A 15,625-nucleotide genomic window follows, 5' to 3' on the forward strand; every position below is an offset into this window, starting at 1 on the left:
AGCCGTACTGGAAGGTACGGCTACCTTGTTACGACTTAGCCCCAGTTACCAGTTTTACCCTAGGCAGATCCTCTCGGTTACCGACTTCAGGTACCCCCGGCTTCCATGGCTTGACGGGCGGTGTGTACAAGGCCCGGGAACGTATTCACCGCGCCATGGCTGATGCGCGATTACTAGCGATTCCAGCTTCATAGAGTCGAGTTGCAGACTCCAATCCGAACTTAGATCAGCTTTTGAGATTCGCATTCTCTCGCGAGATAGCTGCCCTCTGTACTGACCATTGTAGCACGTGTGTAGCCCAGGACGTAAGGGCCGTGATGATTTGACGTCATCCCCACCTTCCTCTCAGTTTGCACTGGCAGTCTCCTTAGAGTCCCCGGCATTATCCGCTGGCAACTAAGAATAGGGGTTGCGCTCGTTATGGGACTTAACCCGACACTTCACAGCACGAGCTGACGACAACCATGCAGCACCTTGTAGAGTGTCCGAAGAAAAGTTCGTTTCCGAACCTGTCACTCTGCATTTAAGCCCTGGTAAGGTTCCTCGCGTATCATCGAATTAAACCACATGCTCCACCGCTTGTGCGGGCCCCCGTCAATTCCTTTGAGTTTCACTCTTGCGAACGTACTTCCCAGGTGGATCACTTAATGCTTTCGCTTGGCCGCTGACAGTGTATCGCCAACAGCGAGTGATCATCGTTTACAGCGTAGACTACCAGGGTATCTAATCCTGTTTGCTACCTACGCTTTCGTGCCTCAGCGTCAGTTATGGCTTTGTGAGCTGCCTTCGCTATCGGTGTTCTACGTCATATCTATGCATTTCACCGCTACATGACGTATTCCGCCCACATCAATCATACTCAAGATTTCCAGTATCAATGGCAGTTCTACAGTTGAGCTGCAGTATTTCACCACTGACTTAAAAATCCGCCTACGCACCCTTTAAACCCAATGAATCCGGATAACGCTTGCACCCTCCGTATTACCGCGGCTGCTGGCACGGAGTTAGCCGGTGCTTATTCGTAAAGTACCTTCAAACAAGTACACGTACTCGTATTTATTCCTTTACAAAAGCAGTTTACAACCCGTAGGGCCGTCATCCTGCACGCGGCATGGCTGGTTCAGACTTGCGTCCATTGACCAATATTCCTCACTGCTGCCTCCCGTAGGAGTCTGGTCCGTGTCTCAGTACCAGTGTGGGGGATAATCCTCTCAGAACCCCTACCCATCGCTGTCTTGGTGAGCCGTTACCTCACCAACTAACTAATGGGACGCATACCTATCTTCAACCACCGGAGCTTTAATTTTCACGTCATGCGACTCGAAAATATTATGGAGTCTTAATCCAAATTTCTCTGGGCTATCCTCCTGTTGAAGGCAAGTTGTATACGCGTTACGCACCCGTGCGCCACTCGTCAGCATCCAGCAAGCTGGATCTGTTACCGTTCGACTTGCATGTGTTAGGCCTGCCGCTAGCGTTCATCCTGAGCCAGGATCAAACTCTTCGTTGTAATATCCTTATTTTTTCTCTCAAGAACCTCAGGGAACTCTTGCGATGCTTTCCATTATTTCAAAGAACTTTTTCTCTTCTCTTTTCCACTAACCCTTTCGAGTTTAGCGGGCGGCAAAGGTAATACCTTTTTCGCTTTTAACAACTCTTTTGTTGCTTTTTTTTATCCCAACTTTCTTACCCAGCTTATCACCAGCTCGAAAGCGGGCTGCAAATATATAACTGTTTTGAAAGTTAGCAAGCGAAAAAGTAAAAAATATTTCTCTTTGCCTTTACTCATGGCGCTAAGCGCTATCATGATATCAAAAAGTTTCTGCTATTTGTAAGAACGTTTTTCTTAAAATGCGGATGCAAAACTAAGCGTATTTTTATTGCATACAACATTTACCAAGCTTTTTTTTAAAGTTTTTCAAGTCTATTTAATCGACAACTCTATATAAAGCTGACAAATAGCAACATACAATTAATGGGGTTATCAATAATAATTTAAATATAATTCAGGGTTTACAAATCAGAATATGATTCTCCATCTCTACAGGAAGTTACAGCCGAAGATACATGAAGATGCAAAAAAGCAATTTATACCTTATGTACATGACTCAAGAATTGAAAACAATTACTTTCGCAGCAATATTTAAAGGCACGATTCGTTAAGAGATGACTTATATGAAGAGATCAATACAATTGTTGCTTACGGTTCTGACCATTAGTCTTGTTAGCTGTGAAGCAATCGACCAGCCTGAGGAACTGCCTTCTTACATCCAAATAGATTCAGTAAAGGTTGATTATAAAAATCCATCTGTATTTGGTGTTGGCCAACCTAACATTCCTGATGTGTGGTTAAATGTCAACGGATCTGAGCAGGGAATTTATAACCTGCCGAATACGATTGCAATTAAAGAAGATGGCAATGTGGACATTTTAATAAGAGCCGGTATTAAGGTAAACGGTATTGCAGCTACAAGAATGGATTACCCTTTTTATACTCGATTCGATACGACTATTAATATTAGTGATCTCGATACAGTTAGTTTTACTCCTACTGTAAGTTACAACCCAAATACTGAGGTCTTGTGGAAAGAGAATTTTGAGCAATCGGCAGTTACATTAAAAAGAAGGCAAGCAAGTGATGTGGACTTGGAAAGAGTGCAGGTTGACTCTATACCTTATAAAGAGAACTATGTGGCTTACACAAAAATTGATACTGGTGCGCGCATGCACTTTGCTCTAACATCAAATAATTTTGCAACTAATACTTTTGTCAGTGCTCCGGTTTTCATTGAAATGGATTACAAGGCAACATCAACATTCAATGTTAATCTAATATATGAGGATACTGAAGGTGTAATTGAAGAGACACCTGTAATATATATGAATCCGAGTACTGAAAATGGAGAAGCAAAATGGAATAAAATCTATATTGATATTTCAGATAGGGTTTTAGCAACAAGAAATGCTCAGCGATATGGTATCAGCATTTCTGCTGCTCACAATATTTCAAATCCACCTGCTGAATTCTATTTTGATAACTTTAAACTGCTCAGACTTTAATGCTCAATAGAAAAGCCGAGCGGCTCAAGTACATCATCAGCGACTTATTGGCAGCAGGTTTAAGCTGGGTGAGTTTTTACGTATTTAGAAAAAAGTACCTGGAACCACTCAAGTTTGACGAATCAGTTGACCTTGTTTTTAATGAGAAGTTTTACGCTGCTCTTATTTTGATTCCGATTTTTTGGGTGAATTTTTATTATTTGGCAGGGTATTACAAAAACCCGTTTCGCAAATCGAGGTTGAGCGAGCTGGGAAAAACTTTGGTTCAAACTTTTGTTGGTGTTACTATTTTGTTCTTCGCTTTCGTTTTGGATGATGAGATCCACAATTACACGGGTTATTACATTTCATACGCCACTCTTTTTGGGTTGCATTTCTTTTTCACTACAACTCCAAGGTTAGTGCTTTCTTCCATACTTGCTCACAAAATTCACAATCGAATAATCGGCTTTAATACCTTATTAGTAGGGAACAGTGTTAAAGCGCGTGAGTTATTTGATGAAATGGAAACTGCTAAAAAATCTAGCGGTTTCAGGTTTATTGGCTGTATACAGGTTAATGGTGAGACTTCTAATAAGTTTGGATCTGACCTGCCTGTTTTAGGAAAACTCGAAGATATTCATGAAATCATTCGCAATAATAATATAGAAGAAGTCATAATCGCTGTGGAATCGTCAGAGCACGATAAAATGGAAAAGATTCTCACACTACTCGAATATGAAAATGTGATTATCAAAATAATTCCAGATATGTACGATATCCTATCTGGCCAGGTTAATATGACTTCCATTTTTGGCACCCCACTAATACAGGTCAACAGGGAGTTAATGCCGCTTTGGCAATTTACAGTTAAACGAATAATGGATGTGGTTGCGAGTATTATTGCCCTCATCCTACTTGCCCCTCTACTACTGATTTTGGCAATTTTAGTGAAAACCTCATCAAGGGGACCTGTTTTCTTTTCTCAGGAGCGAATCGGTAAAAACGGGCGGCCTTTTCAAATTTTCAAGTTCAGATCCATGTTCAAGAATGCTGAAAAGAATGGTCCGCAACTATCATCGGAGGATGACCCGCGTATTACCTCAATTGGCAGGTTTATGCGCAAAACAAGACTCGATGAATTGCCACAGTTCTACAATGTCATTATTGGTGACATGAGTTTGGTTGGCCCAAGGCCAGAACGCCAATATTACATCGATCTAATCACCGATGAAGCTCCGCATTACATGCACCTTTTAAAAGTGAGGCCCGGCATCACGAGCTGGGGACAGGTGAAATTTGGCTACGCCTCATCAGTAAAAGAAATGGTAAGGCGACTCCACTACGATCTTATCTACATCGAAAATATGTCGCTTTTTCTGGACATTAAGATTTTAATCTACACCGTTTTGATCGTCTTACAACGAAGAGGAAAGTAATGGTCAGAACCTAACTGTGATTAGTAGTGATTAAAGACTTTTCACCTTTTCTTCAATCTGCTTGTAAGCCTCATCCAATCCGTTCGCGTCTTTTCCTCCTGCAGTAGCAAAAAACGGTTGACCGCCTCCACCACCTTTAATATGCTGAGCTAAATCACGGATTTCTTCACCCGCTTTTATTCCTTTTGATTGCGTAACATCATCAGTCACAATTAGAGAAAGGGTCACTTTTTTGTCTTTGCTTCCCAAAAGGATAACAGCATTCTTGAGTTCTTTTCGTAATTTGAACGCGAGATTTTTGATAGATCCTGCATCTAAATCAACCGTTTTAGCCAGGAACTGAATTCCATTTAATTCTTTTAACTCTGATAGAAGCGCATTTCTTTCGGCTACTTCTTCTTTTTGCTTCAAAGAATCGATTTGCTTTGACAACTCCCGGTTCTGACCGATAACTTGCTGAACACCTTTAACAGGATCTTTTTTGTTTTTGACTTCCTCAGCAATGATATCGAGTTGTTGGATGCGTTCACTAACGTAGCGGTAAGCCTCAGCTCCTGTGATTGCTTCAACCCTTCGAATTCCGGCAGCTACAGATGTTTCATTTGTCAACTTGAACAAACCGAGTGCTCCGGTCGCGGGAACGTGCGTACCTCCGCAAAGCTCTACGCTATCGCCAAATTTGATCACGCGAACAGCGTCCCCGTACTTTTCTCCAAAAAGCGCAAGAGCTCCCATCTGCATAGCTTCATCCATTGGGATATTACGCTTTTCAACGAGCGGAGTATTTTCTAAAACAAGTTCATTGACGCGTTTTTCAATCTGTTGGAGCTCTTCATCAGTCACTTTTTGAAAGTGAGAAAAATCAAATCTTAGATAATCAGGACGGACTAACGATCCTTTTTGCTCAACATGCTCACCCAAAATTTCGCGTAGAGCATGATGTAACAAGTGTGTAGCCGTGTGATTTCGCGCTGCGTTTTCACGTTTTGTTACGTCAACTTCAGCCGTAAACTTTCCCTTTAGCTCTTTAGGGAGTTCTTTAATGAAGTGGACTATTAAGTTGTTTTCCTTTTTAGTATCGAAAATTGAGATTTGAGAAGACCCGTTTTTCAGATTTCCCTTATCTCCAACCTGACCTCCACCTTCAGGATAGAAAGGCGTTTCGTCTAAAACTAACTGGTAGTATTTTTTATCCTTTTGTTTAACCTCTCGATAACGGGCAACAGAAACCTCTGCTTCAGTTTGATCATATCCTACAAAGTTTGTCGACTCTGCCGGGTTTACTTCAACCCAGTCGCCAGCTTCCATTGAAGTTGCTTTGCGCGATCTGTTCTTTTGATCTTCAAGGGCTTTTTTGAATCCGTCAAGATCGAGCTTCATCCCTTCTTCTCTTGCCAACAGATCAGTCAAATCGATTGGAAAACCGTAAGTATCGTAAAGTTCAAAGGCAAATTCACCTTCTACTTTGTCGTGTTTTTTTCGGTACTCGCTAAACTTTTGGATTCCTTTTTCAAGTGTACGCAAAAAGGCTTCCTCCTCTTCCTTCATTACTTTTTCAATAAGCGTACTTTGCTTTTTAAGCTCAGGGAATGCCTCGCCCATTTCTTTGATCAGAGCCGAAAGCAACTTGTACAGGAATGCTTCTTTTTGATCGAGGAATGAATAGCCGTATCGAACAGCGCGTCTCAAAATTCTGCGAATTACATAGCCGGCTCCTGTGTTTGATGGTAACTGACCATCAGCAATTGAAAAACTAATAGCTCTTATGTGGTCAACAATAACGCGAAAAGCGATATCCTTTTTTTGGTCAGATCCGGAATACGAAACTCCGGTTACTTTCTCCGTAGCCTGAATGAGGTTCTGAAAAAGATCAGTGTCGTAATTCGATTGCTTATCCTGTAAAACCATCGCCAGTCTTTCCAATCCCATACCGGTATCGATATGTTTTGCAGGAAGTGGTTTTAGTTCGCCACTTGCCTGGCGATTGTACTGGATAAATACGAGGTTCCAGATCTCGATAACCTGAGGATGATCCCGGTTGACGAGTTTTTTTGCATCTACTTTATTTCTTTCTTCATCAGAGCGGATGTCAACGTGAATTTCAGAGCTGGGTCCGCATGGGCCAGTATCGCCCATTTCCCAAAAGTTATCTGATTTATCGTAATCCAAAATTCTATCAGCCGGCACATATTTATTCCAAAGATCAAAAGCTTCAGTATCGCGGGGTAAACCATCTTCTTTATCGCCTTCAAAAATGGTTATGTAAAGTCTATCTTTATAGATTCCAAAGACTTCAGTCAGCAGTTTCCATGCCCAATCGATTGTCTCTTCTTTAAAGTAATCATTGAATGACCAGTTACCCAACATCTCAAACATGGTATGGTGATAGGTGTCGACTCCAACTTCTTCGAGATCGTTGTGTTTACCGCTAACACGCAAACACTTTTGAGAATCAGTCACTCTTGTATTTTCCGGTTTTTCGTTGCCCAGGAAAAACTCTTTGAACTGGTTCATCCCGGCATTGGTGAACATCAATGTGGGATCGTCCTTTACCACCAGTGGCGCTGATGATACGATCTTGTGGTTCTGACCGTTAAAGAATTCTAAAAATGTCTTCCTAATCTTGTTTGATGTCCACTGCATGTAACTGTTTGTTTTTGTTGCCCGTTTTAAAGGGATTGCAAAAATAGTTTTTATACCTAATTTTGTGAAGTAACATTGGATATATGTCAAAAGCCAAGTATAAGTATAATCCCAAGACGCTCACCTATGAAAAAGCTGAGCTTTCGTTTTTTGGTAAAGTACTTAAATTCTTCTCATATATAGGAACCGGACTGGTTTTTGCCGTTGTGTTTATCGCACTATTTTTTACGCTTTTTGATTCTCCAAAGGAGAAAAGACTCAAGCGCGAAAATGAACAACTCAAGCTGCAATATTCTATACTTAACAACAGAATTGAGCAATTGGACAATGTCCTTGCTAACATTGAGCAGCGTGATGATAATATTTATCGCGTTATTTTTGAGGCTGAGCCAATTCCCGATAATATTAGAGAAGCCGGATTTGGTGGTGCAAATAGATACGAGGATTTAGAAGGGTTCAATAATTCAGAACTCGTTATTGAAACGACTAAAAGATTAGATAAGCTGGCTAAGCAAATGTATATCCAGTCAAAATCGCTGGATGATGTTTACAATATGGCTCGTAAAAAAGAGCGTTTACTCGCATCTATACCTGCAATTATGCCTGTTGCAAATGAGAACCTCACACATGTGGCATCGGGATACGGGATGCGTTTTCACCCGATTTTAAAGATCAGACTGATGCACACAGGAATGGACTTTACTGCTCCTACAGGAACTGAAGTTCACGTCACTGGTGATGGTGTTGTGGAAGAGGCTTCATACAATGGTGGCGGATACGGCAAACACATTGTTGTGGACCATGGTTATGGTTACAAAACGCTTTACGCTCACCTCAACGATTACAATGTTCGTGTAGGTCAAAAAATTAAACGTGGTGATGTAATTGGATTTGTTGGAAATACCGGTAGATCAACCGGACCACACCTGCACTACGAGGTGATCAAAGACGAGAAAAAAGTAAATCCTGTCAACTACTACTCTAACGACCTCACACCAAACGAATACGACAGGATGATTGAAATCTCCTCACAAACCAATCAATCTTTTGATTAATGAAACTCGATGATATTCAAAACTCCAAAAAGCTCTACTTCAGCATAGGTGAAGTAGCTGATATGTTCGATGTAAAAACTTCGCTCATTCGTTTTTGGGAAAAGGAGTTTGATATCATTAAGCCAAAGAAGAACAGTAAAGGGAATCGATTATTCACCAAAGCTGATATCGAAAACTTTCACCTAATCTTTCATCTTGTCAAAGAAAGGGGCTTCACGCTTGAAGGAGCAAAAAATAAGCTAAAGACTAACAGAGACGAAACAGTAAAAAATGCTGAGATAGCGCTCAAACTCAAAGAAATTCGCTCGTTTTTAGTCGAGATCAAAGAGGCTCTTTAATCCCTAAGCTTCCTTTTCAAAATATTTCAAAAAAAGAGCCGATGCTGTTATGTGACAACATCGGCTTTTTTGGAAAACTTCAATAATTAGCAGATCATTTGTAGACGAAGTGTCCAGAAACATCGAAGGGCGTAAAAAACGCCCTTCGATGTGTGTGTTAACAAGTTAATCCTAAACTGCCTATGAGAAATTCACTTACATACACGCGAGTTATTGTATGTTGGTTGGGTATGGTTGGTGAAAAGTTTGAATTTATTTCATAATCCTCAAACAAACCACTAATTATGAGCTAGTTAAATCATTCAAAAAAATGAAATTTATCTCAATTGGGTGGGAGTATCGAGGTGAGCAGATTGAATTCTGACATCTTTATTGAAGTTTTCAGCTACTTCTTTTGGGTTTTGATCACCGGGATAAAAACTGAAAAGCTGAATTCCATTTCGGGTGCTAAGTGTTCTTTCAAATGCCAAAAAGAAGTGTTGATAGTCTTTCTCTAATGAAGACACATTCTCTTTTTCAGTTTGCATGATGACGTGGAACTTTTTACCTGTGGGTTGTTGGCTACCACCAAGTGACAAAACGCAGGCATTAATCAGTACGATACTCAACACAAAAATGGGGAGTAAAGCCAGCCTATTCTTCATGCTACTAAAACTAAGCTTCATTGGGATTCCTATTTGCAATGTAACTGCGCCATTTATCTATCACTGACTGTAAATCCTCTGGTAATTCACTGTCAAAAGACATTCGTTTACCAGTATTAGGATGATCAAAGGCGAGAGTTTTAGCATGAAGTGCCTGCCTGTTGAGCATTTCAAAACAATTCATTACAAACTGTTTGTATTTTTTGAAGACTGTTCCTTTTAAAACCTTATCACCTCCGTAGTCAGGATCGGCAAAGAGTGGGTGACCAATGTGTTTAAAATGTACACGTATTTGGTGAGTTCGTCCTGTTTCGAGTTTGCAGCTCACAACCGAGACATACCCAAATCGCTCAAGCACTTTGTAATGTGTTATGGCCGGCTTTCCAAAATCACCTTCAGGAAACACACTCATGAGCTTGCGGTTTTTCAGGCTCCGACCGATATTGCCTTCAATCGTTCCCTCATCCTCTTCCAGGTCACCCCATACTAATGCAATGTATTGCCTATCCGTTGTGCGGTGAAAAAACTGAGCTGCCAATTTATTAAGAGCTTGTTCGGTCTTGCCAATAACCATGAGGCCTGAAGTAAGTTTATCTAAACGGTGCACAATCCCGGGTCGGTCAGATCCGTTTTTCTCGGGCAAATTCTTAATGTGATGCAACAAGCCATTTACCAAAGTTCCCGATCTATTCCCAACACCGGGATGAACAACTAGTCCGGCCGGTTTATTGATCACCATCAACTCATCGTCTTCAAACAACACATCGAGCGGAATATCTTCAGGCTCAGCTTTCATGGGCTCTTTGTCGGCAGGAATAATTACCGTTACAACATCACGGGGGCGAATTTTGTAATTCGGTTTTACAACCTCATCGTTCACCTTAATGTTGCCACTTTTCAACGCTTCCTGAATTTTATTCCTCGATGCATTGGGCAGCCTGTCATTCAAAAATTTGTCAATCCTGATGAGCGACTGACCAACATCAGCCACAACTGTGTGATTGACAATTAAATCCTGTTCTTCGTTCTCTTCCACTACTCTGCTTTAATGAATTTTTTGATGATCGGCTTTTGCTCGTTTTGGATATGTAGAATATAAGTGCCGCGCGGAATTTGGCTCACATCAATTCTATTGAACACTCGCCCGTTCCATACTTCTCTACCGGTCAGATCCAAGATAGAAGCGCTGTGTTGCTTATCCAGCCCTTCAATCGATAACTCATGAGAAACAGGGTTTGGATAGAGTTTAATTGTTTTTTCTTTGCTCACTTCAGGTGTGCCTACCGGATACGGGTTGTAAAGCGAGTCAAACTCAGGATGAATCATCAAAGATCCATCAAAACTGATATTGTACCATCCACTTCCTGCATTGTAAAAGCAACGATCACGCTTTTCAAAGTTCTGATCAAAACCCACAAGTACGTCTCTGTTCTGCTGTTCAATTCCCACGTAAATCGTTCCGGTCACCTCAAGCGGTTCTGACAATTCATAACGCGTAACAATATTCCTCGAGCTGTACTCCGGGTTAAAATATGCCGATTGGTAAACTGGGTTCTGATCAAGGTCTTTATAAATCTGTAACCTGAACAGGTTATCAGAATAATCCTCAAGTGTACGAGGGAAATAAATGTTGATAGCCCTGAGCGAATCAGTCACCGGGCCAAGATCGTATTCAACAGACATCTTTGAACTGGCCCCCACAACTTTGTATGCATATTCAGCACTTCCATCGTCATAACTGTAATACGTTCCAAAGTCCTGCCAGTAAAAAGCAGTATCATTATTTCGGTTTAAGTCTGGAGTAGTGTTGAGAACATTTGCCACTTTAAAAGTGTGTCGCTTGTTTGTGTTCGTATCAGGGAACACGAAGTTTTGAAGGGGAACATCACGTTGTTGGAAAGTCTCAGGTTGAAAGTTTGGAATGGGAAAAACCGGAGTTGTGAAGATATTTGTTCCGTTTTCTTCGATTTGAACACTGAAAGTGACGTTTTTCTGGATATCGCTCATATTGTGCGATTCCGTACCTGATGTATCGGCCATGTAGCTGGGAGGATCACTTTTGAAATGACTCCACGGAACATGGCTGTAATCTTTCAAAATGCTTGGAGCTTGCTCAGAAAAGGCAACATCATCAATGGTGTTTTCATCTGATGTTCTATTGGCGTCAAGCCTCACATAATCGATGTGCCAGTGATCAAAATTTCCTGAGGTTGTTGCGCGATTTTTAAATCTGAAACGGAAGCCGTCCTGATAATAATCAGTGTTGGATATTTTGATAAAAACCTGTTCGAATGGTTTATTCGGTTCGCCTTGTGCACTCCAAACATAATCCCACTGTCCTGTTGTGAGGTTTAAAAACTCGAGGGTCAGTGAATCATCCTCCTCAGGCATGTCTCCAAATCCTTGTGGCTGATAATAAAAACTTAAAATGATAGAATCAGAGTTGTTGTAAGTTCCTCCTGATGGGCGGTTACCTAGTTGGATTGGAGCTGAAGTAAAGACATCAGCCAAACCTTCAACGCCCGGCCCCTGATTTGGACTATGAGGCATACCGAGAGAATCTAGTCCGTCAAAAGTTGCCACTCCAATTGTTGGCGGTGCTTCGCCATAACTCTCATTGATGTAAACATCGTTAGAAGTCCACAAGACATTATTCGATGGCGGCACAAAAACGGTTGTATCGTTGATGCTCACTAAAAAGCTATCGGCAACCACATTTGGATTGAGAGCTCCGTTAACGAGTCTTCCATTTGGTAATGGCCACACAGTGTCGAGTGCTACTGTATCAACACAATTCAATGAATCAAAAAAGGCGATAATTTGTGGGGCATTTGCAGTTGAATCCCACTGACCAGAATTGGAATTAAATGAATAATCATAGGATGTATCAGTCATGAATTGTGCGGTATTCACAACATTTCCATCAACTGTAAAATCTGGACAAAACTCTTTAATGAGAGAAGGGTCATCCAAATCGATCCTGTAGTCTTTGGTCAGGTTTTTAGAAAAGTCATCAATGAAAGGAAGCTCGATGGTATCAAACTGGTAAACAACGCGGGTATTGGTGGCTCTGACCGAAAATGATTGCGCAGAACTTTCCTGAAAATGACCGCGCGGTTGTTGTTTGAGGGGCAATAGCGAATCCTGCGCAAATAAGCCTGCTGAGGCAAAGGCGCCAATTATTGTCAGAACCAGATTTTTCATGAATCAGTTTGCGTTGTAATGCTGTCCTGTTCTATTAACTCAAACTCGGGGATTTTAGTACTATCAGTTGTCAAAAATACGTCCATCGAGCGACCGAGGTTTATCATTTCCTGCCTGTTCGTGTCGTATGCGGGGAACTGATTGTAAATCACAGCACTCATTGTATCTTCCTCAGAATCGACTTTTTCATCGTATTGAACTATCCCGATATTGAGGCCTTTGCTGTTGAGAAACTTTTTGGCTTGCTCCAGGCTCTGACCGTAAAGTGCAGGAATTGGAATAACCTCGTCACTTTCTCCAGAACCTACTATGAGTGAGATTGCTGTTCCTTTATCAACTTTGTCTCCGGGCTTCAATTCTCTATCCCTGAGTTGAGCGCCCACGATACAGTTGGTACATTCTGATGGGCGATAAATCAACGTGTCAATTTTCAACCCGTAAGTGATGATGCGTGATTGTGCCTGCCGTAATGTTAAATCATTCAGAGCCGGAAGCACCACCTGTGGTGGGTTTTGCGTGTTGATGGTCAAATAGATTTTTCTCCCCGGCTTTACTTCTGTTAAGGCGTTTGGGTTTTGATCAACAATAGTTCCCGGAGGTTCCTCAGCAACATAAATAGAATCAGAAATAATAGAGTGAAGATCCTGTTTTTCCAGTAATGGAGTTGCTTCGGTGTGGTGATAACCACTCAAGTCGGGAACCTCAACTGTTACACCATGACGGGTGTAGGATTCGAGGTAAATCATGGTTCCGTAAATAATCCCGATTGTGAATAAAATCGCGATCAGAACCTGAAGCCAGAATACTTTTGAAACTAAGAATTTTATTAAGCTCAAGGGTGTACTATTTAAAACGCAAATATAATGAAGTGGATTTGATATTGAACGCGAATCAAACCGACTCTCAAATATAAGGTTTATGAACGTGGAAAGATCCTATCAATCTTCCTTATCGTCAATCATTTTTTGAATCTCATACATCTCATCGCGGAGACGAGCTGCTTCTATGAAGTCCATTTGTTTAGATGATTTCATCATTTGACTCTTGATTTGTTCTTTCTGTTTCTCGAGCTGGTGTTTGTCCATGTACTGAACAACAGGGTCTGCCGCAACTGAAGTTTGCTGAGGCTCAACATAAGCTTTTTCAGGTTTAACCTGTCGTTCTCCATCTTTGCCTTCCACAACACTTGTTTGATCCATAATTCGATCGACAGATTTCACAAGTGGAGTTGGCGTAATGCCATGCTCTTCGTTGTATTCCTGTTGTTTAGCTCTGCGCCTGTTTGTTTCGTCAATCGTGCGCTGCATACTTTTCGTCACGCGATCGGCATACATGATCACTTTACCGTTTACATTACGGGCTGCGCGACCTGCAGTTTGGGTCATGCTGGTTTCACTGCGCAGGAATCCCTCATTATCAGCATCGAGTATAGCTACGAGCGACACTTCCGGCAAATCGAGTCCCTCACGCAATAGGTTGATTCCGATCAGTACATCAAAATTCCCGAGACGTAAATCTCTGAGTATTTCAACGCGCTCAAGTGTATCGATATCACTGTGAATATAACGGCATTTGATTCCATTTTTCGTCATGTACTTAGCCAACTCTTCAGACATCCGCTTGGTAAGCGTTGTCACAAGGACTCGCTCCTTTCTTTCGGTTCTGACCCTTACCTCTTCTAACAGATCATCAACCTGATTATCTCTCGGTCTCACTTCTATTTTGGGATCCAGTAAGCCGGTAGGGCGAATAACCTGCTCCACGTAAACCCCTTCAGTTTCGCGTAATTCGTACTCGGCCGGAGTTGCACTCACGTACATTATCTGATTAATAAGCCCCTGAAATTCTTCAAATTTTAAAGGTCTGTTATCAAGGGCAGCCGGTAGTCGGAACCCGTATTCAACGAGGTTTACTTTTCTTGCACGGTCACCACCGTACATAGCCGAGATTTGTGGAACAGTCACGTGACTTTCATCGATGATGAGCAAGAAGTCATCGGGGAAATAATCGAGTAAGCAGAAAGGTCTGTCACCCGGATTTCTGCGGTCAAAATAGCGTGAGTAGTTCTCAATACCACTACAGTAGCCGAGTTCGCGCATCATTTCGAGATCGTAATTCACGCGGTCATCAATTCGCTTGGCCTCAAGTGGCTGGCCCATATCTTTAAAGTATTCCACCCTATCGATCAAGTCGTAACCGATTTCTTTAATCGCTCTTTGCGTACTTTCCTTTGACGTAACAAAGATGTTGGCCGGGTAAATTCTAACAGCCTCAAAAGAATCTAATCGCTCAGCAGAATGCGGATCAATGGATTCTATTTCTTCAATTTCATCACCCCAAAAGTGGAAGCGGAACGCGTGATCAGCATAAGCGAGGTACACATCTACCGTATCGCCTTTTACACGAAAGTTACCACGCTGAAAATCTCCGGTTGTACGCGAATAAAGTGAATCAACGAGTTTGTGTAAAAACTGATTTCTGCTGATCGTCATTCCCTGCTTTATCTCGATAACACTTTCGTTGAAATCTGAAGGATTCCCGATACCGTAAATACAGGAAACAGATGAAACCACAATCACATCGCGCCTTCCAGACAACAAGGAAGAAGTAGCTGATAACCTCAGCTTTTCAATTTCATCGTTGATTGAGAGATCTTTTTCAATATATGTATCACTCGTTGGAATATACGCCTCAGGTTGATAATAATCGTAGTACGAAACAAAGTACTCGACAGCATTATCAGGGAAGAACTGCTTAAATTCTCCGTAGAGCTGAGCAGCAAGCGTTTTGTTGTGACTCAGGATGAGTGTTGGTTTTTCCACTTCCTGAATAACATTTGCCATCGTAAAAGTTTTTCCGGACCCCGTAACGCCCAGCAAAACCTGGCTGCGTTCACCGTCCTGAATACTTTTTGAAAGCTGTTCAATCGCCTGTGGCTGATCTCCCGTTGGCTTGTATTGTGATGTGAGTTTAAAATCCATAATCAAAGTCTACGAACGCAAAATTCGGAAAAGGGTTGAACGCGAGCACGATTTATTTTGATTAATGTGAGTTGTTATTGGTCAGAACCGAAAGGCGCGAGGTCGAGTCCCGTTCCTTTCGTCACGAGGATCTAAGTTCATCTAAGCTTTGGCTAGGGCCAAAGGCTAAGATTTACTAAGAGTCGAGGTTAAGGTTGAGGTTAAGGTTGAGGGCATTCTAATGTTGGTTTTGGCTAACGCAGCGAGCACTGCGGTTTCGCTACGTCTGCTGCGTTACTGCCA

10 protein-coding genes and 1 rRNA gene (1 of these 11 running past the window's edge) are annotated in these 15,625 nt (G+C 41.7%); 4 read left to right on the forward strand and 7 right to left on the reverse strand.

Annotated features, from left to right (window positions below; all coding sequences use genetic code 11):
* Nucleotides 1-1,510 (reverse strand): 16S ribosomal RNA (locus tag RI557_RS09695) (it extends 38 nt beyond the left edge of the window).
* A 665-nt stretch (nucleotides 1,511-2,175) separates the two neighbouring features.
* Here RI557_RS09695 and RI557_RS09700 point away from each other — a divergent pair.
* Together RI557_RS09700 and RI557_RS09705 are read left to right on the forward strand one after the other, a co-directional pair.
* Nucleotides 2,176-3,060 (forward strand): hypothetical protein, encoded by an 885-nt coding sequence (locus RI557_RS09700; RefSeq protein WP_310668805.1) that lies wholly within the window; start codon nucleotides 2,176-2,178, stop codon nucleotides 3,058-3,060.
* On the forward strand, nucleotides 3,060-4,478 hold the full coding sequence (locus RI557_RS09705) for a sugar transferase (RefSeq protein WP_310683500.1): 1,419 nt from the start codon (nucleotides 3,060-3,062) through the stop codon (nucleotides 4,476-4,478). Before RI557_RS09700 ends, RI557_RS09705 begins: the two co-directional genes overlap by 1 nt.
* 30 nt (nucleotides 4,479-4,508) lie before the next feature.
* On the opposite strand, the gene alaS is transcribed toward RI557_RS09705, so the two are convergent.
* Nucleotides 4,509-7,121 carry an alanine--tRNA ligase gene (alaS, locus tag RI557_RS09710; protein WP_310683501.1) on the reverse strand — a complete coding sequence of 871 codons (2,613 nt, stop codon included), beginning with the start codon at nucleotides 7,119-7,121 and terminating at the stop codon, nucleotides 4,509-4,511.
* Between the two features lie 83 nt (nucleotides 7,122-7,204).
* Here alaS and RI557_RS09715 point away from each other — a divergent pair, with 83 nt between their 5' ends.
* On the forward strand, nucleotides 7,205-8,176 hold the full coding sequence (locus tag RI557_RS09715) for a peptidoglycan DD-metalloendopeptidase family protein (protein WP_310668802.1): 972 nt from the start codon (nucleotides 7,205-7,207) through the stop codon (nucleotides 8,174-8,176).
* Complete coding sequence (locus tag RI557_RS09720) at nucleotides 8,176-8,514, forward strand: MerR family transcriptional regulator (protein WP_310668801.1); 339 nt, start codon at nucleotides 8,176-8,178, stop codon at nucleotides 8,512-8,514. Before RI557_RS09715 ends, RI557_RS09720 begins: the two co-directional genes overlap by 1 nt.
* 317 nt (nucleotides 8,515-8,831) lie before the next feature.
* Here the strand turns inward: RI557_RS09720 and RI557_RS09725 are convergent, their stop codons facing one another.
* The 5 genes from RI557_RS09725 to uvrB all read right to left on the reverse strand — a co-directional run bounded on the left by RI557_RS09725 (nucleotide 8,832) and on the right by uvrB (nucleotide 15,343).
* On the reverse strand, nucleotides 8,832-9,179 hold the full coding sequence (locus RI557_RS09725) for a hypothetical protein (protein WP_310683503.1): 348 nt from the start codon (nucleotides 9,177-9,179) through the stop codon (nucleotides 8,832-8,834).
* Nucleotides 9,169-10,194, reverse strand: coding sequence for an RluA family pseudouridine synthase (locus RI557_RS09730; RefSeq protein WP_310668799.1), 1,026 nt, complete (start codon nucleotides 10,192-10,194; stop codon nucleotides 9,169-9,171). Before RI557_RS09730 ends, RI557_RS09725 begins: the two co-directional genes overlap by 11 nt.
* The gene (locus tag RI557_RS09735; RefSeq protein WP_310683505.1) at nucleotides 10,194-12,362 is read right to left on the reverse strand and encodes a T9SS type A sorting domain-containing protein; all 2,169 of its coding nucleotides are present in this window, start codon (nucleotides 12,360-12,362) and stop codon (nucleotides 10,194-10,196) included. Before RI557_RS09735 ends, RI557_RS09730 begins: the two co-directional genes overlap by 1 nt.
* Nucleotides 12,359-13,198, reverse strand: a complete 840-nt coding sequence (locus RI557_RS09740; protein ID WP_310668797.1) for a PASTA domain-containing protein — start codon at nucleotides 13,196-13,198, stop codon at nucleotides 12,359-12,361. Before RI557_RS09740 ends, RI557_RS09735 begins: the two co-directional genes overlap by 4 nt.
* Before the next feature lie 102 nt (nucleotides 13,199-13,300).
* Nucleotides 13,301-15,343, reverse strand: coding sequence for an excinuclease ABC subunit UvrB (gene uvrB, locus RI557_RS09745; RefSeq protein WP_310668796.1), 2,043 nt, complete (start codon nucleotides 15,341-15,343; stop codon nucleotides 13,301-13,303).
* Nucleotides 15,344-15,625: the final 282 nt, after the last annotated feature.

It is taken from the genome of Salibacter sp. (assembly GCF_031581065.1).
Lineage (GTDB): Bacteria > Bacteroidota > Bacteroidia > Flavobacteriales_G > Salibacteraceae > Salibacter.